Raw genomic sequence first — 22,570 nt, 5'->3', positions numbered from 1 at the left:
AGCGTACCCCTGGCTTGCCAAAGGCATAGTCAGTGTCTACCTTGCTGACTATGGCAATCAATAGTCAGGTCGGGGTGCGGACCCCCACACCTCCTCGGATCGGTCCCCTGCTAGCAGTCCTGTCGGGAGCGGCCTTCGTCGCCAGCCTCGACCTGTTCGTCGTGAACGTCGCGTTCGACGACATCGCCGAGAGCTACCCCGGACACTCACTCGGCCAACTGAGTTGGGTTCTCAACGGCTACACGATCGTGTTCGCCGCGCTGCTCGTCCCGATGGGGCGGTGGGCCGACCGGGTGGGCCGGCGACGCGGCTTCCTCCTCGGTCTCGCGCTGTTCACCGCCGCCAGCGCGGCCTGCGCGCTGAGCCCGACGCTCTGGCTTCTCGTCGTCGCCCGACTGCTCCAGGCGGTGGGTGCCGCGGCCCTGACGCCGTCGAGTCTGGGCCTGCTGGTCAGCACGGTTCCCGAGGCGAAACGCGCAGGTGCGGTTCGGATCTGGGCGGCATCCGGCGCCGCGGCGGCAGCCCTCGGTCCGGTGGTCGGCGGGCTCCTGGTCGAGGCGTCGTGGCGCTGGGTGTTCCTGATCAACGTCCCGATCGGCATCGCCTTCCTGGTGGCCGCGACCCGGGTCGTGCCGGCCACCCACCCGGACCCCGACGACCGCCCGCTCGACCTGTTCGGCGCGGCCCTGCTGACCGGCGGCATCGGCGCGCTGTCCCTCGGCCTGGTCCAGGGTCCCGACTGGGGGTGGACCGATCCGCGAATCCTCGGCGCCTTCGTGGGCTCCCTCGTGGCGGTCGCGGGGTTCTGGCTGCGCAACACCCGGCGCCCGGCGCCGCTGATCGAGCCGGCACTGCTCCGGGTACGCACCTTCGCGTGGTCGAACGCGACCGCGCTGGCCTTCAGTGCCGCCTTCGCGGCCGGACTGCTGGCGAACATCCTGTGGCTGCAACAGGTCTGGGACTACTCGGCCCTGCGTACCGGGCTGGCCATCGCGCCCGGCCCCCTGCTCGTCCCGGTGTTCGCGGTGGTGGGCCAGCGGCTCTCGAAGCGGTACGCACCCGGCACCATCGCCGCCGCCGGGTGCGCGCTGTGGGCCGCGGGCACCGCGCTGATCCTCGTCTCCGTCGGCCCCGACCCGAGCTACGCGACGCAGATCCTGCCGGGCTGGCTGATCGCCGGAGTTGGTGTGGGACTTGCCCTGCCGACCATCCTGTCCGCGGCCACCGCGACCCTGCCGCCGGACCGCGCCGCCACCGGAAGCGCCGTCGTGAACATGAGCAGGCAGATCGGCTCGGTTCTCGGGGTGAGCCTGCTCGTCGCCGTCCTCACCGTCGATCCTGCCGCGGGGTACGACGCCACCCACGGCGCGTTCCGGACGGCGTGGTGGCTGATCGTCGCGGTGGCCGTCGTCGCGGCGCTCGCCTCGGCCGGCATGAACTCCCCCACCCACGATCCGGAGGCAAGGCGATGACGTCGACCACCGCACCCACGTACAGCGTCGAGTTCGATTCCAGCTGGCGCAGTTTCGACGGCATCCACGGCGGGCTCGTCGTCGCGACGATGCTCCGGGCGGCCGCCGAGGCCACGGGGGCCGTGCCGGCCGCGGTCAGTGCGCATTTCACCCGGCCCGTCCCGCCCGGCCCGGCGGAACTGACGACCGGTCGCGAGCACGGCGGGCGCACCGTTAGCTCGCTGGTCTCCCTGTCCGACGCGGCGCTCGCGCTGGTGCGGCTGACCCGGGACCCGGGCGCGGTGACGCTGCCCGCCACGGTGGTCGAGCCGAGCCCCACCGCCCCCGAGGCCACCGAGCGCCTGCGGATCCCGGTCGACTTCGTCCCGTTCTCCCAGCATCTCGACATCCGGCCGATCAACGACGCGCGGCCGTTCGCCGGCGGCGACATCCCCGAGTTCGACGTCTGGATCCGCCTCGATCCATCGATCGGGTTCACCGGGGCCGAGCTCGCCGTGGTGCTGCTCGACGCCCTTCCGCCCGCGCTCTACGCCACCCGCACCACGCCGGTCCCCATCCCCACCGCCGAGTTCAGCGCGCACTTCGTGCCGACCGTCCGCTCCGGTTCGCCGTGGCACCGGCTCCGGCACCGCACCGTGTGGGCGACCGACACGCTGTGTGTCGACGAGACCGAGCTGTTCACCGACGACGGCCGGCTCGCCGCCCAGGCCCGGCAGCTGCGCCGGATACTCGGGTGACCTGCCGCGGAGGCGGACAATGGGGCCATGACCGAACGGAAGCCCCCGGACGTCCCCTTCGAGTCGTGGGTGGAGCGGCAGATCCGTGTCGCGCAGGAACGCGGCGAGTTCGACAACCTGCCGGGCGCCGGACAGCCGATCCCCCACCTCGGTGACGACGACGAACTGTGGTGGGTGAAGAACAAGCTGAAGCGCGAGGGTCTGTCGACGGAGGCGTTGCTGCCGCCGTCACTTCAGCTACGACGCGAGGCCGCGCGGCTGCCCGACACGGTCGCGGACCTGCCGACGGAGTCGGCGGTGCGCGAGGTGGTTGCCGACCTCAACCGCCGCATCGCCGCCCACCTGCTCGCGCCGAGCGGGCCCCTGGTGCCGGTCCACACCGTCGACGCCGACGAGGCGGTCGCGGCCTGGCGCGCGAGCCGGGGCGGCGGCGGTTCCCGGGACAAGTGACGGGGCAGGCGGTTTCGGCAGGATGAACCCCGCTTTCCGGGGCTGATCCCGCCGAAACGCGGGTCAGGACAGGCCGAGCCGGGCCGAGCACTCCGCCATCTCGTCGAGGACCGCCTCGAAGGTCGTCGCGCGGCGCGAGGCAGACAGCAGGATCCGGTCCGAGCCGAGCGAGTTCGCCCACTCGATCTTCGACTCGTCCATCCTCGGCAGCACGTGGCCGAGTACGAGCGCCACCTCGGCCGGGTCGCGGCCGGCGTCCGACGCGGCGGAACGCATCAACGCGACCGCCGCGTCCAGGTCGTCCCCGCCGAGCCCGAGCGGCTGGAAACCGTTGCCGAGGCGTCCCGCCCGACGCGCCGCCGCCTTGCTGTGCCCGCCGATGTAGAGCGGCACCCCGGACTCACGCACCGGCTTCGGGTACGAGTACGCCCGCGCGAACCGGTAGTACTCGCCGTCGAAGTCGACGCCGTCCGCCCCTCCGGACCACAGCGCCCGCATCACCGCGACCGCCTCGTCGGCCATCTTGCCGCGGCGCTCGAAGTCGCCGCCGCAGGCCTCGACCTCCTCGCGCATCCACCCCATGCCGAGGCAGATCCGCAGCCGGCCGCCGGAGAGCCGGTCCAGCGTCGCCAGCCGCTTGGCCAGCACCACCGGGTTGTGGTTCGGCAGCACCAGGACCCCGGTCGCGAGCCCCAGCGTGCTGGTCGCGCCCGCCACGAAGGACAGCAGCTCCAGCGGGTCCGGCAGCGGGCAGTCGTCGGGCAGGTGCGACTTGCCCGACGGCGAGTACGGGTACTCGCTGCCCGTGTCGCCGATGACCACGGCGTGCTCGACCGCGGAGATCTCGTCGAAGCCCAGTGACTCTGCCGCGCGGGCGAATTCGAGCATCCGTTCCGGGTCCCCGGCCACACCCAACTCCACCGGAACCACTACGCCGAGCTTCAACGGGACATCCTCTCGTCGGGCTAAAGGAAGCGCTGGCGGCCGAAGCTGACGAACTCGGCCTCCAGTGCGGTCTTGTCATCCTCGGTCATCGCCCGGTACTCGACGCCGCCGCGTCCCTCCCAGCGGTACACCGGTTCCCCGCTGCGCCACTTCTCGGCCTGCAACTCGCGCTTGAGCACCTTGTTCGAGCCGGTCACCGGCAGGTTTGTCGACACCCGCAGGAACCGCGGCGTCGCCTTGCTGCCCAGGTCCGCCTGCCCGTCCAGGTAGGACGCGAACTCGGCCGCGTCGAACTTCTCCAGGTCCGCCACCTCGATCGCGGCCATCACCTGGTCGCCGGAGCGCGGGTCCGGAATCGCGTACACGCCGGTCGCGATGACCGCCGGATGCCGGCGCAGCACCCGCTCGATCATCAACGCGGAGGTGTTCTCGCCGTCGACGCGGATCCAGTCGCCCTTGCGGCCGGCGAAGTACAGGAAGCCCGCCTCGTCGACGTAGCCGAGATCGCCGGTCCAGTACCAGCCGTGCCTGATCCGCTCGGCGTCCGCGACGTCGTTCTTGTAGTAGCCCTCGAACGCGCGGGCGCCCTCCTTGTTGATCATCTCGCCGATCGCCGCGTCCGGGTTCAGCACCCGGCCGTGCTCGTCGAGGATCGCGCGGGCGCACTCCTCCCGGGTCTCCGGATTCACCACCGCGATGCCCTCGTGCGCGGGCCGGCCGAGCGCGCCCTCCGGGGCCGCCGGGTCGAGCTTGACGGACCCGGCACCCTCGCTCGAGCCGTAGCCCTCGAACAGTTCGGCGCCGAAGCGGCGGACGAACTCGACCTTGTCCTCGGGCGAGGCCTCGGTGCCGAACGCCCGGACCAGGGTGTTGTCGATGTCGCTCGGCGTCTCCGGCGTCGCCATCAGGTAGCCGAGCGCCTTGCCGACGTAGGTGAAGAAGGTGGCGCCGTAGAACTTGACGTCCGGCAGGAACCCGGAGGCCGAGAACTTCCGGGTCAGGCACACGGTGGCGCCGTTCGCCAGCGCCGGCGCCCACAGCGCCATCAGCGCGTTGCCGTGGAAGAGCGGCATGCAGCAGTAGTCCACGTCCTCCCGGACGTGCCCGTACTTGACGGAGTTCGAGTAGGCGAGCCGGGCCAGCCGGCCCTGGCTGCACTTGACGCCCTTCGACATGCCGGTGGTGCCGGAGGTGAACAGCAGCAACATCAGCGAGGACTCGTCGACGTCCGGCTCGATCACCGGCCGGTCCACCGTGTGCGCGGCCAGCCGGTAGGAGTACGCCGGGTCGTCGACCAGCAGGAACCGGTCCGGCTCCAGCCCGAGGTCCAGCTCACGCAGCTTCGCCATGCCGGCCGCGTCGGTGACGATCAGCTGGCAGTCGACGTACCGGATCTCGGCCTCGAGTTCGGTCGCGCCGCGGGTCGGGTTGATGCCGACGATCGTGGCGCCGGACAGTGCCGCGCCGCCGAGCCAGAACAGGAAGTCCGGCACGTTCTCGAGCAGGACACCGATGTGGAAGGGTCCCTCGCGGCGCAGCGACTTGGCCAGGGCGCCGCGGGCGGCCGACTCGCGGACCACCTCGTCCCAGGTCCAGTCCTGCTCACGGGTGCGCACGCCCAGGCGCTGGTCGCCTAGGCGGTCCAGCAGCATTTCGGCGATGGTGGCGCGTTCCAACTTGACTCCTGTACTGGTGACCTCGGTTGCGCCCGTCATCACGCGGGCACCGGGTGGTTGGCGGGCTTCGGGTTGAGTTCGCAGTGGGTGCCACCGTAGATGGCGCACGTGCACCTGTCCTGCGTCGTCATGCCGACTCGGCCCGCCGCGGACCTACGATGGAAATCGATGAGCTCGTCGGTCATCAACCCCTTCGGGGTCAGGCCCGCGAACGTCGCGGCCTCGACGGCGCGGTTGCGCAGGGTCAGCGGACCCGACGTCGCGGGGGCCAACGGGTCCGGCGCCTTGAGCCTGGGCGGGTCGAGATCGGTCATGACAACTCCTCGTACTGCAATTTGTCCCGACGCTATCGACGCCGTGCGCGGGCGAGCGGGCCGAGTCCCGGTCAGTGGAAAAGCCTTCCGCACGGGTGGGTACCCGTGACATGTTCTGTGCAGTTCGCGCGCTCGAGAAAGGCACTTCCACCTATGACCACTGCCGCTGACCAGCAGGCCTTCGTGGCCTCCGTCATGACCCGACTGACCGGACCGGACGCCCCGTTCGAGCTCGTCGAGGAAGACGTGCTCGGCGCCCGGATGCCCGTCATGCGTCACCGCGGCCGGGCGGTCCACGAGCTGCTCAGCGCCTCCGCGGCGTACGGCGACCGCGACTACCTGGTCACCGCGGACCGCCGGATGTCCTTCGCCGAGCACGCCGACGCGGTCGCCGCGTTCGCCGCGGCGCTGCGCGAGGACTACGGCGTCGGCGCCGGTGACCGGGTCGCGATCCTCGCCGCCAACACCATCGAGTGGGTCGTCGCGTTCTGGGCCACCCAGGCGCTCGGCGCCGTCACGGTCGGGCTCAACGCCTGGTGGGTGCCGCGCGAGATCGAGTACGGCCTCCAGCTCAGCACCCCGAACGTGGTCGTCGCCGACGCCAAGCGTGCCGCCCTGCTGGCCGAGGCGAACACCGACGTCCCGGTTGTCACCATGGAAGAGGACATGCCGCGGCTGATCGCGTCCCGCGAGGGCAGCGAGCTGACGGTCACCGAGGTCGACGAGGACGACCCGTCGGTCATCCTGTTCACCAGCGGAACCAGCGGAAAGCCCAAGGGCGCCTTGCACTCCCAGCGCAACCTGCTGGCGGTGTCCGACTACCACCGTTACAGCGACGCACTCGCACTCGCCTTCGCCGGCCGGGACTACGACCCGGCCGTGCCGAGCGATCTGCGCTACCTGCTGACCTCCCCCCTCTTCCACATCGCCAGCCTCCACAACATCGTGGTGCCGCGGCTGGCGACGGGCAGCGCAGTGGTGCTCTACCAGGGCGCCTTCGACGTGGACCGGGTCCTCGGCCTCGTCGAGCGGGAGCGGGTCACCAACTGGGGCGCGGTGCCGACGATGGCGTCGCGGCTGATCGAGCACGGCAATGTCCGCAAGTACGACACGTCGTCGCTGACCGCGTTCTCCCTGGCCTCGGCCCCGTCCTCGGTGGCGTTCAAGGAGCGACTGCGCGAGGAGGTGCCGTTCGCGCACGACGCCCTGGTCGACAGCTACGGCCTGACCGAGTGCGGCACCGCCATCGCCGTCGCCCTCCCGGCCGACATCGACTCGTTCCCGGGCACCCTCGGCCGGCCCGTCTTCGGTGTCGCGCTGGAGATCCGGGACCCGCTGGGAGAGAAGGTCGCCGACGGCGTCGAGGGCGAGGTGTGCGTGCGGAGCCCGTACGTCATGCTCGGTTACTGGCAGAACCCGGAGGCGACGGCCTCGTCCATCGACAAGGGCCGCTGGCTGCACACCGGCGACTTCGGCAAGGTGGTGAACGGCCGGCTGAGCCTCACCGGACGGCGCTCCGACCTGATCCTGCGCGGCGGCGAGAACATCTACCCCACCGAGATCGAGCAGTGCCTCGACGAGCATCCCGACGTGGTCGAGTGCGCGGTTGTCGGCGAGGCGCACCCCGACCTCGGCCAGGAGGTCGCCGCGATCGTGGTGGTCGCCAACGGCGGCACCGTGAACGAGGACGAGCTGCGGCAGTTCGCGGCCGAGCGGCTGTCCTACTTCAAGGTGCCCTCCCGATGGCGCCTGACCACCGAGCCGTTGCCGCGCAACGCGACCGGCAAGATGGCCCGCGGCAAGATCGCGCTGTAGCGGCCACGGTGGACATCCGGCACACGATCGAGCGGCTGGCCGCGACCGAGGCGATCCGCGACCTGATCTTCCAGTACTCGCACCTGGTCGACCGCGGCGCGCTGGCCGAGGTGTCGGAGCTGTTCGCCGACGCCGTCTACGGCCAGTGCGACGGCGCGGGCGGCCCGGTCGGCACACCCATCGACCGGGACGCCCGCGCCGTGCGCGCGGCCAACGAGGCGTTCATCAAGATGCACGGCGACCCGGCCTCGCCGCGCACCAAGCACGTCACCACCAACGTGCGGATCACCGTGGCGGACAACAACACCGAGGCCTCCTCGCTGGCCTATGTCACGGTGCTGCAGGCGGCCGGGAACCTCTCGCTGCAGCCGATCCTCACCGGCCGCTACTTCGACAGGTTCGCGCTCGTCGACGGGCGGTGGCGATTCACCCAGCGGCTGTGCTGCATCGATCACACCGGTGACCTCACCGAGCACGCCAGACGACCGCTGCACCGGGACTGAGGGACCGGGCATGCAGGTAGGGCTCAACGTCCTGGAGGCCGAGAAAATCTTCGGCGGCTCGATCCGGCCGGTGATCGAGCTGGCCGCGCTGGCCGACCGTACCGGAGTCGACCTGATCTCCACCGGGGATCATCTCGGCTTCAACGCGACTGCGCACGCCGAACGCGTTTCCGCACACGGCTTTCCGTTCGCCCTCGACCAGCCCTGGTACGAGCCGGTCTCACTGCTCTCGGCCGTCGCCGCCGTCACCGAGCGCGCCCGGCTGGGGGTTTCCGTACTGATCGCCACGGTGCGACCTCCGGCGCTGCTGGCCAAGCAGCTCGCCACCCTGGACGCGCTGTCCGGCGGCCGGGTGTCGATCGGCCTGGGCGTCGGCTGGCAGGAGGCGGAGTACAACGCCGTGGGCATGCCCTTCGACGCGCGCTTCGGCCGGATGGAGGACACTGTGCGCGCCTGCCGCGAACTGTGGACAAGTGCACCCGCCACCTTCACCGGTCGCGAGTTCGCGTTCGAGGACTTCCACTCGCTGCCGTTCCCGGTCCAGGAACGGGTGCTGTTCGGGTTCGGCCCCAGCAAGCGGAACTTCGACCGGATCGCCCGGGTGGCCGACGGGTGGACCGTCAACCCCACCGACATGGCCTCGTTCCCGCAGGACGTTGCGCTGCTGCGCGAGTGCTTCGCCGAGCACGGACGCGACCCACTCTCGCCGCGGATCCAGGTCTCGGTGACCCCCGAACGCACGGTGGGCGGAGAGGTGGACCTGGACGCGACCGGAGAGAAGGCACTGCGCTGGCATGACGCCGGCGCCACCGTGGTCGTGTTCCGGCCCGCGGCGTTCCAGACCGCGGCAGAGGATCTTCCCGAACTCCTCGACTGGATGGTAGGCCTGAAGTCGCGGGCGTCCGCGTAGGCGTCGGCGGAACGAGAGGCAGAATCCATGACCCTGGCAGACAACGGTTTCGACGCGCGAGCGCTTGGCGAGCTGCTGGACAAGCAGGCCATCTACGAGGTGGTGATGCGGTACTGCCGCGGCATCGACCGCCTCGACTACGACCTGGTGCGCGGCGCGTACCACCCGGACGGCATCGACCACCACACCGGATTCGACGGCAGTGTCGAGGAGTTCATCGAGTGGGTGCACCCCAAGCTGTCCGTCATCGGTGGCACCATGCACCACATCGGCAACCACCTGGTGGAACTCCACGGCAACTGGGCGATCAGCGAGTCCTACTCCACCGCAACGCATTGGGGCGGCCCCGAGGGTGTCGGCATGGTCAACTTCACCAGTGGTTGCCGCTACGTGGACCTGATGGAACGCCGCGACGGCCGGTGGGCCATCGCCGAGCGCTGGGCAGTTCGCGAGTGGACCCGCTCCGATGCCGGTCGGCTCACCCAACCAGAGAGCGCCGGCCCCCGAGGGCGACGGGACGGCACCGATCCGCTCGACTCGCTGCGCGCCCGCGAGGCAGGTAGGACCGGCGCCGTCCCGCGGCAAACCCGTCAGTGTCGGCAGTCAGGGTCGACGGGCGTTGGTGAATGACCCACCTGTCGTGTCGACCTCGCCAAGCACCCACGGCGACTGCTGCATGTCCCGGCCGTCAGCTGCCGAGTGACTGCCCGACGCTGCCGTTACCGAAATCCAACGTCACGCTGCCGAAGCTGACAACTCCGGTCCGGCCCTCGTCCAGCGTCACCGACTGCCCGCCGACGGGGGTGAATGTCGTCGCTCCGCCGTCGTCGAGGCAGACGGCCCTGACCGTGTACTTCCCGTTCGGCAACTTCTCCGAGACGTAGGCCCCCTGACCTCCGGTCAGATACGCCACGTTGCCTGCGACCTGGTTGCCCCTGGCATCCACCACCTCGGCCCAGCAGCCGACCAGCGTCGGCGAGCCGACCCCGGTGAACGCGACGGTGATCGCGTTGTCGTGGGTCGTCACGGCGGCGGTACCCGTGACGGTGGCGGAGCCGAGGGCAGGGTTCACGACCAATGCGAGCGCGGCGAAGCCGCCAACGGCACCCAGGCGGGCAACGTTCATACGGGAGGTTCTCACAGCATGTCCATTTCTCGAGGATTGTCCGATTCGAGCCGACTGTCGGGCTCTTCAGTCGTGCACGTACGCACAGACCGCAGACATCATGCATCGTTCACGTCGCTCAAACCGGGCTTCTCGAAATCCTGCCGCCACCGCCCGCGACGCCACCGTCGCCGCGGACCTAGGAGGTCACCGCCTGTTCTGGATCAACTTCTCGGACAACAGCACCGAGGCAGGCTGTGCGATCCGCACGACGGTAGCGCTCCAAGGGGCGATCAGCTCAGGCGATGTGAAGGTAGCCAAACCGGACCTGACGATGTTCATCTAATCATTTTGTCTAACACTACAAGTCGATACACGTCAATCATCCGCGTGGCCCATGTCCGGTTTGCCTGCGCCATGGCGGCGCCCGCCGTCGGCACCCTCGTGCCTCAGGCCGTCCTCCCACCGACGCCCTCGGGCCGCGCTATGGCCGTAGTATCGGCACTGTGTCGCACTCCGGCGGTACCCCCGAACTGACCTCGGCGGTGGCAACTCTGCGCACGCGCATCGCGGGCGAGGTGGACGACGCCACCCGGCGCCGCGCGGAGTACTCCTCCGACGCCTCGAACTACCGGGTGGTCCCGGCCGCGGTGGTGTTCCCGCGCTCCGCGGAGGACGTCGCCGCCACCCTCGACCTCGGCCACGAGCACGGCCTCCCGATCACCGCGCGAGGAGCGGGAACCTCGGTGGCGGGCAACGCCATCGGCCCCGGACTGTTGCTCGACTTCAGCCGCCACCTGGGCCGTATCCTCGAACTCGACCCCGGATCCCGGACCGCGGTGGTTCAGCCCGGCGTGGTGCTCGGCGCACTGCAGCGGGCGGCCGCGCCGCACCGACTCCGGTTCGGTCCTGACCCGTCCACCCAGGACCGGTGCACCCTCGGCGGCATGATCGGCAACAACGCCTGCGGGCCCCGCGCGGTGGCGTGGGGTCGCACCTCCGACAACGTACGCAGCCTGCGGATCCTGGACGGCACCGGCAAGCCGCGCACCCTGGGCGACGACCTGGGCGCCGTGCCCGGGCTGGACAGGCTGGTCACCGCCAACCTGGCCGTGCTCCGGACCGAACTGGGCCGCTTCGACCGGCAGGTCTCCGGCTTCTCGCTCGAACACCTGCTGCCCGAACGCGGCCACCGACTGGCCCGGGCGTTCGTCGGCACCGAGGGCACCTGCGGGCTGATCCTCGACGCCACCGTGGACCTGGTCCCGGTACCGGCCGCGACGGCGCTGGCCGTCCTCGGCTACCCCGACATGCCCTCCGCCGCGGACGACGTGCCCGCCCTGCTCACCGCGCGGCCCCTGGCCGTCGAGGGCGTCGACGCCCGCCTGGTCGACGTGGTGCGCCGGCACCACGGCACCGTGCCCGACCTGCCGCGCGGCGCCGGCTGGCTGTTCGTCGAGATGGCCGGCGACACGGCCGCGGAGGCCCTGGACCGGGCGGCCGCCGTCTGCCGGGCGTCCGGCGCGGTGGACACCCGGGTGCTGGCGACGGGCGCGGAGTCGGCGGCACTGTGGCGGATCCGAGCGGACGGCGTCGGGCTGTCCGGACGCACCCGGGACGGGCACCCCGCGTGGCCCGGCTGGGAGGATGCCGCTGTCCCGCAGGACCGGCTCGGCCGTTACCTGCGCGAGTTCGAGGACCTGACCCGCGAGCACGGCGTGGACGGGTTGCTGTACGGCCACTTCGGCGACGGCTGCGTGCACGTACGGCTGGACCTGCCCATCGCGGACGCGCCGGCACGGTTTCGTGCTTTCCTCGTGGACGCCGCCACTCTCGTTGCATCGCACGGCGGTTCGATGTCCGGCGAGCACGGCGACGGCCGCGCACGCTCGGAACTGCTGCCGTTGATGTACTCCCCCGCCGCGTTGTCGGCGTTCGCCGGGTTCAAGGACCTGTTCGACCCCGAGGGCCTGCTCAACCCCGGCGTGGTGGTCCGACCCGACGCCGTGGATGCGCACCTGCGTCTGGCCGGCGTGCGGAGCGTGCCGACGGCCGGCGGCCTCGCCCTCCACGAGGACGGCGGCGACCTGACGACGGCCGTGCACCGTTGCGTGGGCATCGGGAAGTGCCGCGCCGACAACTCCGCCGCGGGCGGGTTCATGTGCCCGTCGTTCCTGGCCACCCGGGACGAGAAGGACAGCACCCGCGGCCGGGCCCGGGTGCTGCAGGAGGTGCTCAACGGGACCCTGGTGACCACCGGGTTCGACGCCCCGGAACTCGCGGAATCTCTGGACCTGTGCCTGTCCTGCAAGGCCTGCGCCTCGGACTGCCCCGCCGGGGTGGACATGGCGGCCTACAAGTCGGAGTCGCTGTACCGAAAGTACAAGGGCCACAGACGCCCAGCCGCGCACTACACCCTGGGCCGCCTCCCGCTGTGGACCCGCCTCGGCGCCCGGGTGCCCGCACTCGCCAACACGGCCACGGGATTCGCGCCGGTGCGCCGAGTCGCTCTCCGGTTGGCCGGCATCGACCCGCGCCGCGACGTTCCGGCGTTGGCGCCGCTGTCATTCCGGAAGTGGTGGGGGCGCAGGGGCGATTCGTCGGGCCGCGGCACGGAGGTGCTGCTGTGGATCGACACCTTCACCGACGCCTTCTCGCCGGCCGTCGCGAGGGCAGCGGTCACCCTGCTCGAGGATGCCGGGTACCGGGTGCTGGTCACCGAGCGTGCGGCATGCTGTGGGCTCACCTGGATCAGTACCGGCCAGTTGGACGGGGCGAGAAGACAACTCGCCGCCACCCTCGACCAGCTGCAGCCACACCTGCAGGCCGGTCGTCCGATCGTGGGGCTCGAGCCGTCGTGCACCGCGGTGCTGCGTTCCGACCTACCCGAACTGCTGCCCGACGACCCGCGCTCACGCCTGGTCGCCGCATCGACGCACACCCTGGCCGAGTTCCTCACCGCCACAGTCGGACCCGATGGCGATCCGTGGTCGCCGCCGCGACTGGACGGGGTGCGCGTAGTGGTGCAACCGCACTGTCACCAACACGCGGTGATGGGTTTCGAGGAGGACCGGCGACTGCTGGAACGGTCCGGTGCGAGCATCACCGAACTGGCCGGATGCTGTGGCCTGGCTGGGAACTTCGGCATGGAACGTGGGCACTACGACGTCTCGGTCGCGGTCGCGGAGAATGCTCTGCTCCCGGCGCTGCGCGAGTCGGGTCCCGACGTGGTGTTGCTGGCGGACGGATTCTCGTGTCGAACCCAGGCAGACCAGCTGGCGGGCCGCCCCGGCGTCCACCTCGCGGAGCTGCTGGCGAACAGGCGCAACGGCTGATCTCACCCCTGCAGGACGGCTGAGGTGGGCGCCCGCCGAAGAGTCTGCTACGAATTAGCTGCGATCACCGTCCCGAATCCGGGACACGCACCTGAAGGGGGAATTTCACTGTGATGGATTCGATCTGGGATCTGCTCTGGTACACGCTCTTGGTTTTCGCGTTTGTCGCTTACCTGCTGGTCCTGTTCCAGGTCCTCACCGATCTGTTCCGCGATCGAAAGATGTCGGGAGTTGCCCGCGTCCTGTGGATCATCTTCCTGATCCTCCTGCCGTACCTGACTGCCTTCGTCTACCTGCTCACCCGCGGCAGGGGCATCGCGGAGCGGAACCGCGAGGCAAACGTCGAGGCCAAGCAGGCCGCCGACAGCTACATCCGCGAGGTCGCCGGCCAGTCCGGGGCCGCCCAGATCGCCGAGGCAAAGACACTGCTCGACGCGGGCACCATCACGCAGGCCGAGTTCGAGCAGCTCAAGGCCAAGGCCCTGGTCTGACGCTCGGCTGCGGCTGCTCGTCACCCGTCCGATGTCGGTGGGCGCCATGTCACCTGCGCCCACCGACCGGCCGAAACGGCGCTCCCATCGGAGACCGCCACATCAGCGGCACTGGCGTCAGGTCACGAGCGAGTACCTGTCCGACGCCCAGTGACCGCCGAATGGCGCGAATCGCGTCACTTCCCGCGGCGCGTGCCTGCCGACGACGCGTTCAGTGCCACGGCGGCATGCACGAGTGCCTTCAATGCCTCTTCGTCGACAACATCGCCCTCATGGAAGTCGATGGCACGCCTGGTGTTGCCTTCGAGGCTGGAATTGAAGAGGGAGGCCGGGTCGGCCAACGACGCGCCCTTGGCAAAGGTCACCTTCACCGCGCTCTTGTACGTCTCACCGGTGCAGATCATGCCGGCGTGCGACCACACCGGGACCCCTCGCCACTTCCACTCCTCGACCACGTCGGGGTCGGCCTGGTGGATGAGACGCCGGATCCGGTCGAGTGTCTCGCCCCGCCAGTCGCCCAGCTCCTGGATTCTCGCGTCGATCAGCTGAGAGGGAGTACCTCCGCCTTCTCCGTCCACCGAGCAGCTCCTCACCGGTCGTCCTCGTCACGATTGTCGTACGTCGATTCGAGTATCCGCGCCGACCGCCGTGACCGCAGCGCGAATCGGGTCGGGATGACGGTTCAGTCCACCTGCGGCGCCCACTGCACACCGTTGATGTGTCCGCCGCCGTCGACGAACATCGTGTTCCCGGTGACGTACCGCGACTCGTCACTCGCCAGGAACGCCACCACCGGACCGATGTCGTCGAGCGGGTCGCCGATGCGTCCCATCGGGTTGGCCGAGGCCATCGACGCGGCCATCTGAGGATTGGCGTCGGCCACCCGCTGGTAGGCCGCACTCTGCGCGCCGGGGCAGATCACGTTGCAGCACACCTGCTTCGGCGCCCACTCCCGGGCAGCTGTGCGGGTGAGGGTGCGCAGAGCCTCCTTGGCCGCGTTGTAGGACACGGAGTACATGTGCGCATTGACGCCGTTGAGACTGCACATGTTGACCACCCGCCCGGTGCCGTGCTTCGCGAGTTCCGGAAATGCACGCTGCATCGACCAGAACGCGGCCATCACGGCCATGTCGAAACCGGCGCGCATACTCTCGGCGTCGGTCCTCTCCAGGCGGTCGTACCCGAGTGTGCGCCAAGCGTTGTTGACCAGGATGTCGAGCCGGCCGAACTCCTCGACCGCCGCGTCGACCATGGAGTGCACCTGGTCCTGCTCCGTGACGTCGGTGCTCACGAACCTGGCCCGCACGCCCCACTCGTCGCGCAGCCACTTCGCGGTTTCGGCGCCCGCACGGTCGTCGATCTCCGCGACCAGCACATCCGCACCCTCGCGGGCCAGCGCGCCCGCGACGCCGCGGCCGATGCCCATGCCCGCGCCGGTGACGACGGCGACCCGTCCGGCCAACTTGCCCATGCTCATTCTCCTCTGCGACAGAACCTTCGGCTTGCTCCGGTCGACCGAATGTCGCATTCGTTCATCTGAACTGAACGAATGCGACACTCGGTCGGGCACGGTGAGGGTCAGCGGGGGCGCGGCACCGCCGCGTCGATGAACAGACCCTCGACCGAGACGCACACTTCGCCGGCCTCCGTCCTGATGTCGCCGACGGTGTGGATCTTGCGACCCTCCACCGACACCTGCTTGCCGGTGACCGTCAGCGGCTCGAACAGCGGGGTCGGGCGGTGGTACCGCACGTTCAGCTGCGCGGTCATGCCCGCCTTGCCGCCCCACGCGTTCGCGACGCCGAGCACGTGGTCGAGGATCAGCGCCGAGACGCCGCCGTGCACGCACCCGGGAGGTCCCTGGTACGGCAGGGTCAGCGTGACGACGCCCTGCACCGAACCGTCATCGAGTCCCGCCAGCACCAGCGGCGGCGCGATCGCGTTCTCCGGTCCGGTCACCGGGTCGTGACGCGTGACGCCCTCGCCACCCCACATGTCGATGAGCCGTTCGGCCACCTCGGGAGCGTGCTCCTCGAGATGGTCGGCGATGCTGTTGAGCTCCTCCGCGACCCGGTCCAGGTTGGCATTGCCCCGGTCGGTGCGCAGCATCGCGTCGATCACGCGGCGGGCCGCGGCGGTCGCCCGGTCCACCGGCGCGTCCTGCGGCGCCGACGTCAGCACCGTCCCGTGTGCGTGGGTCTGGGCGGTGGGGTGCTCTCCGACGTTCAAGACCGAACCTCCATGGTTGCGTGGGTCAGCACGGTCGAGCCGTCCCGTTCCGGACAGGTCGCGAGCAGGGTCAGGCTGTCCCCCTCCCGCCAGACAGAGGTCTCGATCGTCTCGCCCGGGTACACCGACCCCGCGAAGCGCACCGACAGGCTGCGCACCCGCGACGGGTCGCCGTCGAGCAGCCCGTCCACGACCGCCTTGCAGACGATGCCGAACGACGCGAGCCCGTGCAGGATCGGCTGCTCGAAGCCGGCCATCTTCGCGAACGCGGGGTCCGCGTGCAGCGGGTTCATGTCGCCGCTGAGCCGGTACACCAGCGCCTGCTGCGGGCTGGTCGCCGACACCAGCACCGCGTCGGGCGCACGCTCGGGTACGGCCGCGGAGGCCTCGGGTCCGGCGTCGCCGCCGAAACCGCCCTCGCCGCGGGCCCAGATCTGCATCTCGGTGGTCCACAACGGGTTTCCGTCGAGGTCGGCGGCGGCCTGTTCGAGCACGATCATCGCGGCCTTGCCCTTGTCCCACACGTTCGCCACCCGGGACGAGACCCGGGCCGCGCCGTTCGCGGGGATCGGGGCGTGCACGGTCAGCGACTGCCCGGCGTGCAGGATCTTGCGCAGGTCGATGTCGATGCCCGGCATGTTCATCCCGGCAGGCTTCAGGTTGCCGGCCGAGACGCCCTGGCCGGCGACCATCGCGAACGTCGGCAGCACCCGCAGGCCCTTCTCGTAGACCCAGCCGAGCTCGGCCGGATCCAGCGAGTTCACACCGGCACCCAGGCCCAGGTGGTAGAGCAACACGTCGCGCTCGGTCCAGTTGGCCTCGCGGACAGTGGGTTCGGCGGCCAGTGCGGCCGCCACATCGATCGGCATGCTTACTGAGACTCCTTCGAGATGGTGCCGGCCCGGTACAGCGTGACCACGCACGCGCCACCGAGGCCGAGGTTGTGTTGCAGACCCACGCGGGCGCCGTCGACCTGGCGGGCGTCGGCCTGGCCGCGCAGCTGCCAGGTCAGCTCGGCACACTGCGCCAGGCCGGTGGCGCCGAGCGGATGCCCCTTCGAGATCAGCCCGCCGGACGGGTTGACGACCCACTGGCCGCCGTACGTGGTGGCGCCGGACTCGACGAGCTTGCCGCCCTCGCCCGCGCCGCACAGGCCGAGGCCCTCGTACGTGATGATTTCGTTGATCGCAAAGCAGTCGTGCAGTTCGATGACGTCGACGTCCTCGATGGTGAGGCCGGACTCGGCGAACACCTGCTCGGCCGCGGCCCGCGTCATCGGGGCCCCGACCACGTCGATCATCGACCGCTCCGCGAACGCCTCCGCGGTGTCGGTGGTGAGCGCCTGGGCGACGATCTCGATCGCCTGGTCCTCGAGGCCGTGCTCGCGCACGAAACGTTCGCTGACCACGATCGCGGCGCCCGCGCCGTCCGAGGTGGGCGAGCACTGCGAGCGGGTGAGCGGGGCGTGGATCATCTTGTCGTCCAACACCTGCGCCAGCGTGTACTCGTCACGGAACTGCGCATACGGGTTGTTCACCGAGTGCTTGTGGTTCTTCACCGCGACGGACGCGATCTGCTCGACGGTGGTGCCGTAGCGCTCCATGTGCTCGAGCGCCGCGTTGCCGAACAGCTGCGCCGTCATCGGGCCGCGACCCCACTCGTGCTTGGCGGTCATGACCTCGAGGTGGTCGTCGAGCGTGGAGACCTTGGGCACCTCACCGGTTCCGGTGAGAGCCGTCTTGGTCATCTGCTCGAAGCCCACCGCGAGCGCGACGTCGACGATGCCGCCCTGCACCCACTCGCGGGCCATCATCAGCGCCGACGAGCCGGTGGCGCAGTTGTTGTTGACGTTGACGATCGGGATGCCGGTCAGGCCCGTCTCGTACAGCGCGCGCTGGCCGGCGGCCGACGGCTGGAAGACGTAGCCGACCGCGGCGCGCTGCACCTGGTCGTACGAGACGCCGGCGTCGGCGAGCGCGGCACCCACGGCCTCGGACACCATGTCCGGGTACTGCCAGTCACGAGACTCGATCTTCTCGAACTTGGTCATGCCGACGCCGACGACGAAGGTTCGGTTGGCCCGCATTTGATCCGACACAGTAGAACTCACTTTCCGGGCTCGGGGTCACGCGGGAGCCCGAGGATCCGCTCGCCGATGATGTTCAGCTGAACATTGGTGGTACCACCTGCGATGGACATGCACTGGGAATTGAGGAACATCTGGGTCGCCGACATCCGGTGCTGGTCGCCGAGCAGCGAGGACGGCCCCGCCCACTCCATCGCGACGTCCCACACCTGCTGCAGGTGCTCGACGCCGATCAGCTTGGCCACCGAGGACTCCGCGCCCGGCTGGGCGCCGGTGAGCGAACGCAGGGTGGTGCGCAGGCCCAGCAGCCCGCCGGACTGCGCGTCGCACAGCACCTTTCCGAGGACGGTGAGCTGCTCGTCGTCGATGCCGCCGGGCAGCGTGTCTACGAGGTCGAGCAGCGCCTCACCGCCGGAGCCGAGGGACGAGTCGTTCGAGAGCGAGACCCGCTCGTTGGCCAGGGTGGTGCGGGCCAGCTTCCAGCCGTCGCCCGGCCCGCCGACCAGCAACTCGTCCGGGACGAAGACGTCGTCGAAGAACACCTCGTTGAACAGCGCCTCGCCGGTGATCTCGCGCAGCGGCCGGATGTCGAGGCCCTCGGTGTTCCGCATGTCGATCAGGAAGTACGACAGGCCCTTGTGCTTGGGCACGTCGGCGTCGGTGCGCGCGAGGCAGATGCCCCAGTGCGCGTCGCGGGCCATCGACGTCCAGACCTTCTGGCCCTGCAGCTTCCAGCCGCCGTCGACCTTGGTGGCCTTGGTGGACAGGCCGGCCAGGTCGGAGCCGGCGCCGGGCTCGGAGAACAGCTGGCACCAGACGATGTCGCCGCGCAGCGACGGCGGCACGAAGCGCGCCAACTGCTCGGCGTTGCCGTGCGCGATCAGGGTCGGGACGACCCAGTTGCCGATGATCATGTCGTGCGGTTCGAGCTCCGCCGCGCGCAGTTCCTCGGCGAGCACCAGCTGGCTGACCGCGTCGGCGCCCTTGCCCCAGGGCGCCGCGAAGTGCGGTGCGGTGTAGCCCTTCTCGGCCAGGTACGCGGTGCGCTCGGTACCGGAGAGCTCGACCGCGGCGGCCAGCTCGGCGCGCACGTCGGTGCGCACCTGCTCGGCCTCCGGCGGTAGTTCGACGCTGAGCACCCGACGGGTCCCGTCGACGGTCAGCTGGGCGACGCGGCGACGCCAGCTCGCGGTGGAGCCGAGCAGGATGCGCAGCGACTGGGCGCGGCGCAGGTACAGGTGCGCGTCGTGCTCCCAGGTGTAGCCGATGCCGCCGAGCACCTGGATGCAGTCCCGGGTGACCGAGAAGCCGGCCTCGACCGCGGTGGCGCCGGCCACGGCCGCCGCGAGGGAGGCCTCGTCCGCGGTGACACTGCCCGAGGCTCCGCCCGAGGTGGCAGCACCGTCGCCGGGGGTCATCGCCCGCGCCGCGTCCCACGCGCAGACCCGGGCCTGCTCGGCCAGGGTGAGCATCCGCGCGACCTTGTGCTTGACGCCCTGGAACTGCCCGATCGGCCGCCCGAACTGCTGACGCACCTTCGCGTACTCCGCGGCGGTGGTGACCGCCCAGTCCGCGAGGCCGGACGCCTCGGCGGCGAACAGCGTCGCGGCCAGGTCCAGCACCCGCTGCGGCTCCACCGCGAGCAGTTCGTCGGCAGCGAGCTCGAGGCCGTCGACGGTGAACTCCGAGTTGCGACGGACCACGTCGTAGCTGGGCAGGTCGGCGAGCTCGACCCGGTCCCGGCGCAGCAGCACCCAGGCGGTGGCGTCGCCGTCACGGGCCGCCACGAGCAGGAGGTCGCCGACGTGGCCGCCGAGCACCTGGCTGGAGGTGCCGGTCAGCCGGACACTGCCGCCGTCGCGAACCAGGCGCAGCGTCCCCGGCTGCAGCGCGACCGCGCCCAGCGTGGAGCCGTCCGCCAGGCCGGCGAGCTCGCCGGTGCGGCCGGCGTCGGCGAGCACCGCGCAGACCAGCACGGTGGGCAGGAACGGGCCGGGGACCATCGAGCGTCCGAGTTCCTCGACGACCACGGCGAGCTCGACCAGCCCGTAGCCGGCGCCGCCGACCTCCTCCGGCAGGTGCAGCCCGAGCAGCCCCTGCTCCGCGAGCGCCGCCCAGTACCCGGGACGCTCCTCGCGCTTGGCCTCGACGGCGTCCCGGACGACGGCGGGCGTGGCGTGGCGCGCGGCCCAGCCCCGCACCGAGTCGCGGAGGTCGCGGTCTTCGTCGCTCAGTCCAATGGTCATCGACAGTCCTCAAAAAGTAGAAGAAATTCTATAGATCTCGGCGAGCATGGCCCACCCCAAGGGGCCGGCCGGACTCTCCGGTCAGATGCGTTCGATGACGGTGGCGGTCGACAGGGCGCCGCCGGCACACATCGTGATCAGCGCGGTGGAGGTGTCCGACCGCTCGAGCTCGTGCAGCGCGGAGGTGATCAGCCGGGCGCCGGTGGAGCCGACGGGGTGGCCGAGCGCGATGGCGCCGCCGTTGACGTTGACCTTGCTCATGTCGGCCTCGAGCACCTGGGCCCAGGACAGCACGACCGCCGCGAAGGCCTCGTTGATCTCGACGCGGTCGATGTCGCCGAGGGTCATGCCGGCCTTGGCCAGCACGTGCCGGGTGGCGTCGATCGGGCCGTCGAGGTGGTAGTACGGGTCGGATCCGACCATGCCCGAGCTGACGATCCGGGCGCGGGGACGCAGGCCCAGCTCCGCGGCCTTCTCCTCGCTCATCAGCAGCACCGCCGCCGCGCCGTCGCTGATCTGCGAGGAGTTGCCCGCGGTGTGGACGCCGCCCTCGACGACCGGCTTGAGCGCGGACAGGGCCTCGGCGGTGGTCTCGCGCAGGCCGCCGTCGCGGGTGACGGTGACGATCTCGCCGGACGGGGTGCCCTCCTTGTCGACGACGGGCGCCTGCACCGGCACGATCTCGCGGTCGAAGCGCCCCTCGGCCCAGGCCTGGGCGGCCCGCCGCTGGGACTCGAGCCCGAGTGCGTCGACGTCGCCACGCTTGATGCCGCGGTTGATCGCGATCCGCTCGACGGACGTGAACTGGTCACCCAGGTCGATGTTCCAGTCGGCCGGGTAGGGCAGGCCGGTGCCCGGCGCCAGCGCCTGCCCGAGGAACACGCGGCTCATCGACTCCACGCCGCAGCCGATGCCGGCGTCGATCTGGCCCGAGGCGATGAGGCCGGCGACCAGGTGCACGGCCTGCTGCGAGGAGCCGCACGCGCAGTCGATCGTGGTCGCTGCGGTGGTGTACGGCAGTCCCGCGTGCAGCCAGGCGTTTCGCGCGACGTTGTTGGACTGCTCGCCGACCTGGGTGACGGCGCCGCCGATGATCTGGCCGATCTGCTCCGGGGCCACCCCGGCGCGCTCGAGGACGCCGCGCTGGGCGGCACCGAGCAGTTCGGTGGGGTGCAGGCCGGCCAGGGCGCCGCGGCGACGGCCGATCGGCGTCCGGGCGSCCTCGACGATGACGACATTGCTCATGACAGTTCCCCTTGCTCAGATGCCGACGCACGGCGCCGGGACCGGGGCTCGACCGCGGCGCAGTTCGAGCTCATTTTTGAAATGTATTCTATTTACCATTCGGTGGCAATGGCTGGTCCGCACGCCCGTCGCGGCGAAGCCTCGAGTACCCCGGACACGACGCGACCCCGGTGCCGCGMGCGGCGACCGGGGTCGTGGACGGGAAAGTGCGGGTGGTCAGCCGCGCCCGGGCGAGCTGGACAGGTCCACCAGCAGCAGGTCGCAGGCCGTGCGCAGGTCCGACTCGGTGTCCGGGATCGACGCCCGACCGTTCAGCCCCGACTGGATCAGGCCGAACCACAGGGCGACCATCAACCGGATGACGGTGGTGTCCCGGACGGTCGGCTCCACGATCCCCGCAGACCGGAGCAGCATCGCCTCGAAGTGCCGGTCGATCTTGGCTACGTCCGGAATGGTCGCCGCGTTCGAGCTCGCCGTCGACTGGATCATCGCGGTCGCCAGCTTGGGACGGCGCATCAGCGCACGGTTCGCCCGCAGCAGCAGGTCGTACACCCCGTCGGCCGGCGACGCGAAGGTCCGCGGTCGCCGCGCGAAGCCGTCTGCCATCTGGTCGATCTGGTCCACCATCACCGCGACGAACAGGTGCGTCTTCGACGGGAAGTACCGGTAGAGGGTGCCGATCGCGACCCCCGCCAGCTTCGCCACCTCGTGCATCTGGACCCGCTCGAGGTCCTTCTCCGCTGCAAGCTGCGCGGCCGCGTCCAGGATCCGGCCGTGCCGGGCCACCTGTTCCACCGAACTCGGTTCGGCCGCGTCCCGCGCTTCCGAAAGCCTCGGCATGATCCCCACCTTCTGTTCACACTTCACATACGCCGGTCAATCCTTACATCTGTAGAGCATGCACGACCCCGGGTTCCGCTCAGTGGGAATACGGGTCCCGCCGGGCACCCTCCTGCGATTGCCTTTTGCTGGTGAGTCGACACTGCCCAGTGCGTCGACCGGCACGATGGA

General features: G+C 70.4%; 20 protein-coding genes and 1 pseudogene. 9 read left to right on the top strand and 12 right to left on the bottom strand.

The genetic code is table 11. From position 1 onward, the window contains the following. The first annotated feature begins 50 nt into the window (after window positions 1–50). From AC1DWC_RS00505 to AC1DWC_RS00495, 3 genes are read left to right on the top strand one after another with little or no spacing between them, the layout of a single operon-like run. On the top strand, window positions 51–1,472 hold the full coding sequence (locus AC1DWC_RS00505; protein ID WP_477905187.1) for an MFS transporter: 1,422 nt from the start codon (window positions 51–53) through the stop codon (window positions 1,470–1,472). Beyond that, a complete protein-coding gene (locus AC1DWC_RS00500; protein WP_477905184.1) occupies window positions 1,469–2,209 on the top strand; it encodes an acyl-CoA thioesterase in 741 nt (246 codons plus the stop codon). The genes AC1DWC_RS00505 and AC1DWC_RS00500 overlap by 4 nt, the downstream gene beginning before the upstream one ends. Before the next feature lie 27 nt (window positions 2,210–2,236). Continuing rightward, window positions 2,237–2,659 carry a DnaJ family domain-containing protein gene (locus tag AC1DWC_RS00495; RefSeq protein ID WP_477905182.1) on the top strand — a complete coding sequence of 141 codons (423 nt, stop codon included), beginning with the start codon at window positions 2,237–2,239 and terminating at the stop codon, window positions 2,657–2,659. Window positions 2,660–2,722: 63 nt separating this feature from the next. On the opposite strand, the gene AC1DWC_RS00490 is transcribed toward AC1DWC_RS00495, so the two are convergent. From AC1DWC_RS00490 to AC1DWC_RS00480, 3 genes and pseudogenes are all read right to left on the bottom strand, one after another. After that, the gene (locus tag AC1DWC_RS00490) at window positions 2,723–3,604 is read right to left on the bottom strand and encodes an LLM class F420-dependent oxidoreductase (protein WP_477905181.1); all 882 of its coding nucleotides are present in this window, start codon (window positions 3,602–3,604) and stop codon (window positions 2,723–2,725) included. Window positions 3,605–3,624: 20 nt separating this feature from the next. After that, window positions 3,625–5,319, bottom strand: coding sequence for a steroid-22-oyl-CoA synthetase (gene casI / locus AC1DWC_RS00485; protein WP_477905179.1), 1,695 nt, complete (start codon window positions 5,317–5,319; stop codon window positions 3,625–3,627). Window positions 5,320–5,366: 47 nt separating this feature from the next. Beyond that, window positions 5,367–5,594 (bottom strand): annotated as a pseudogene (locus AC1DWC_RS00480) (NADH:flavin oxidoreductase); the annotation flags it as partial. Window positions 5,595–5,747: 153 nt separating this feature from the next. On the opposite strand from AC1DWC_RS00480, the gene casG reads away from it, so the two are divergent. The 4 genes from casG to AC1DWC_RS00460 are packed head-to-tail and all read left to right on the top strand — an operon-like array spanning window position 5,748 to window position 9,452. Then, on the top strand, window positions 5,748–7,409 hold the full coding sequence (gene casG, locus AC1DWC_RS00475) for a steroid-24-oyl-CoA synthetase (RefSeq protein WP_477905177.1): 1,662 nt from the start codon (window positions 5,748–5,750) through the stop codon (window positions 7,407–7,409). A gap of 8 nt (window positions 7,410–7,417) precedes the next feature. Continuing rightward, complete coding sequence (locus AC1DWC_RS00470) at window positions 7,418–7,912, top strand: nuclear transport factor 2 family protein (protein WP_477905175.1); 495 nt, start codon at window positions 7,418–7,420, stop codon at window positions 7,910–7,912. 10 nt (window positions 7,913–7,922) lie between these two features. Next, window positions 7,923–8,822, top strand: coding sequence for a TIGR03619 family F420-dependent LLM class oxidoreductase (locus AC1DWC_RS00465; RefSeq protein ID WP_477905173.1), 900 nt, complete (start codon window positions 7,923–7,925; stop codon window positions 8,820–8,822). A gap of 27 nt (window positions 8,823–8,849) precedes the next feature. Further along, window positions 8,850–9,452, top strand: a complete 603-nt coding sequence (locus AC1DWC_RS00460) for a nuclear transport factor 2 family protein (protein WP_477905170.1) — start codon at window positions 8,850–8,852, stop codon at window positions 9,450–9,452. Window positions 9,453–9,510: 58 nt separating this feature from the next. On the opposite strand, the gene AC1DWC_RS00455 is transcribed toward AC1DWC_RS00460, so the two are convergent. Beyond that, window positions 9,511–9,948 carry a hypothetical protein gene (locus tag AC1DWC_RS00455; RefSeq protein ID WP_477905168.1) on the bottom strand — a complete coding sequence of 146 codons (438 nt, stop codon included), beginning with the start codon at window positions 9,946–9,948 and terminating at the stop codon, window positions 9,511–9,513. A 485-nt stretch (window positions 9,949–10,433) separates the two neighbouring features. On the opposite strand from AC1DWC_RS00455, the gene AC1DWC_RS00450 reads away from it, so the two are divergent. Both AC1DWC_RS00450 and AC1DWC_RS00445 read left to right on the top strand, forming a co-directional pair. Beyond that, window positions 10,434–13,262, top strand: coding sequence for an FAD-binding and (Fe-S)-binding domain-containing protein (locus AC1DWC_RS00450; protein WP_477905166.1), 2,829 nt, complete (start codon window positions 10,434–10,436; stop codon window positions 13,260–13,262). 113 nt (window positions 13,263–13,375) lie between these two features. Then, on the top strand, window positions 13,376–13,753 hold the full coding sequence (locus AC1DWC_RS00445; RefSeq protein ID WP_477905164.1) for an SHOCT domain-containing protein: 378 nt from the start codon (window positions 13,376–13,378) through the stop codon (window positions 13,751–13,753). 176 nt (window positions 13,754–13,929) lie between these two features. Here AC1DWC_RS00445 and AC1DWC_RS00440 read toward each other — a convergent pair whose 3' ends face one another. The 8 genes from AC1DWC_RS00440 to AC1DWC_RS00405 all read right to left on the bottom strand — a co-directional run bounded on the left by AC1DWC_RS00440 (window position 13,930) and on the right by AC1DWC_RS00405 (window position 22,399). Beyond that, the gene (locus AC1DWC_RS00440; protein WP_477905162.1) at window positions 13,930–14,331 is read right to left on the bottom strand and encodes a DUF1801 domain-containing protein; all 402 of its coding nucleotides are present in this window, start codon (window positions 14,329–14,331) and stop codon (window positions 13,930–13,932) included. 104 nt (window positions 14,332–14,435) lie between these two features. After that, complete coding sequence (locus tag AC1DWC_RS00435) at window positions 14,436–15,224, bottom strand: SDR family NAD(P)-dependent oxidoreductase (RefSeq protein ID WP_477905160.1); 789 nt, start codon at window positions 15,222–15,224, stop codon at window positions 14,436–14,438. A 107-nt stretch (window positions 15,225–15,331) separates the two neighbouring features. Continuing rightward, window positions 15,332–15,982 carry a PaaI family thioesterase gene (locus AC1DWC_RS00430; protein ID WP_477905158.1) on the bottom strand — a complete coding sequence of 217 codons (651 nt, stop codon included), beginning with the start codon at window positions 15,980–15,982 and terminating at the stop codon, window positions 15,332–15,334. Next, the gene (locus AC1DWC_RS00425; RefSeq protein ID WP_477905156.1) at window positions 15,979–16,851 is read right to left on the bottom strand and encodes a MaoC/PaaZ C-terminal domain-containing protein; all 873 of its coding nucleotides are present in this window, start codon (window positions 16,849–16,851) and stop codon (window positions 15,979–15,981) included. Before AC1DWC_RS00425 ends, AC1DWC_RS00430 begins: the two co-directional genes overlap by 4 nt. Window positions 16,852–16,853: 2 nt before the next feature. Next, window positions 16,854–18,068 (bottom strand): lipid-transfer protein, encoded by a 1,215-nt coding sequence (locus tag AC1DWC_RS00420; protein ID WP_477905154.1) that lies wholly within the window; start codon window positions 18,066–18,068, stop codon window positions 16,854–16,856. 20 nt (window positions 18,069–18,088) lie between these two features. Then, complete coding sequence (locus tag AC1DWC_RS00415) at window positions 18,089–20,314, bottom strand: acyl-CoA dehydrogenase (protein WP_477905152.1); 2,226 nt, start codon at window positions 20,312–20,314, stop codon at window positions 18,089–18,091. 81 nt (window positions 20,315–20,395) lie between these two features. Beyond that, the gene (locus AC1DWC_RS00410) at window positions 20,396–21,559 is read right to left on the bottom strand and encodes a steroid 3-ketoacyl-CoA thiolase (RefSeq protein WP_477905149.1); all 1,164 of its coding nucleotides are present in this window, start codon (window positions 21,557–21,559) and stop codon (window positions 20,396–20,398) included. Between the two features lie 216 nt (window positions 21,560–21,775). Further along, window positions 21,776–22,399 (bottom strand): TetR/AcrR family transcriptional regulator, encoded by a 624-nt coding sequence (locus AC1DWC_RS00405; RefSeq protein ID WP_072843542.1) that lies wholly within the window; start codon window positions 22,397–22,399, stop codon window positions 21,776–21,778. Window positions 22,400–22,570: the final 171 nt, after the last annotated feature.

The organism is Rhodococcus sp. P4_C10 (assembly GCF_056402135.1).
Note: the sequence above shows the minus strand (reverse complement) of the source record. Positions and strands in the feature narration are given on the sequence as shown.

Excerpts from the sequence above, each read along its gene's own strand:
- casG (WP_477905177.1), top strand. The coding sequence starts at position 5,748 with ATGACCACTGCCGCTGACCAGCAGGCCTTCGTGGCCTCCGTCATGACC.
- AC1DWC_RS00495 (WP_477905182.1), top strand. The coding sequence starts at position 2,237 with ATGACCGAACGGAAGCCCCCGGACGTCCCCTTCGAGTCGTGGGTGGAG.
- AC1DWC_RS00425 (WP_477905156.1), bottom strand. The coding sequence starts at position 16,851 with ATGCCGATCGATGTGGCGGCCGCACTGGCCGCCGAACCCACTGTCCGC.
- AC1DWC_RS00445 (WP_477905164.1), top strand. The coding sequence starts at position 13,376 with ATGGATTCGATCTGGGATCTGCTCTGGTACACGCTCTTGGTTTTCGCG.
- AC1DWC_RS00415 (WP_477905152.1), bottom strand. The coding sequence starts at position 20,314 with ATGACCATTGGACTGAGCGACGAAGACCGCGACCTCCGCGACTCGGTG.
- AC1DWC_RS00460 (WP_477905170.1), top strand. The coding sequence starts at position 8,850 with ATGACCCTGGCAGACAACGGTTTCGACGCGCGAGCGCTTGGCGAGCTG.
- AC1DWC_RS00435 (WP_477905160.1), bottom strand. The coding sequence starts at position 15,224 with ATGGGCAAGTTGGCCGGACGGGTCGCCGTCGTCACCGGCGCGGGCATG.
- AC1DWC_RS00505 (WP_477905187.1), top strand. The coding sequence starts at position 51 with ATGGCAATCAATAGTCAGGTCGGGGTGCGGACCCCCACACCTCCTCGG.
- AC1DWC_RS00455 (WP_477905168.1), bottom strand. The coding sequence starts at position 9,948 with ATGAACGTTGCCCGCCTGGGTGCCGTTGGCGGCTTCGCCGCGCTCGCA.
- AC1DWC_RS00420 (WP_477905154.1), bottom strand. The coding sequence starts at position 18,068 with ATGCGGGCCAACCGAACCTTCGTCGTCGGCGTCGGCATGACCAAGTTC.
- AC1DWC_RS00405 (WP_072843542.1), bottom strand. The coding sequence starts at position 22,399 with ATGCCGAGGCTTTCGGAAGCGCGGGACGCGGCCGAACCGAGTTCGGTG.
- AC1DWC_RS00465 (WP_477905173.1), top strand. The coding sequence starts at position 7,923 with ATGCAGGTAGGGCTCAACGTCCTGGAGGCCGAGAAAATCTTCGGCGGC.
- AC1DWC_RS00500 (WP_477905184.1), top strand. The coding sequence starts at position 1,469 with ATGACGTCGACCACCGCACCCACGTACAGCGTCGAGTTCGATTCCAGC.
- casI (WP_477905179.1), bottom strand. The coding sequence starts at position 5,319 with ATGACGGGCGCAACCGAGGTCACCAGTACAGGAGTCAAGTTGGAACGC.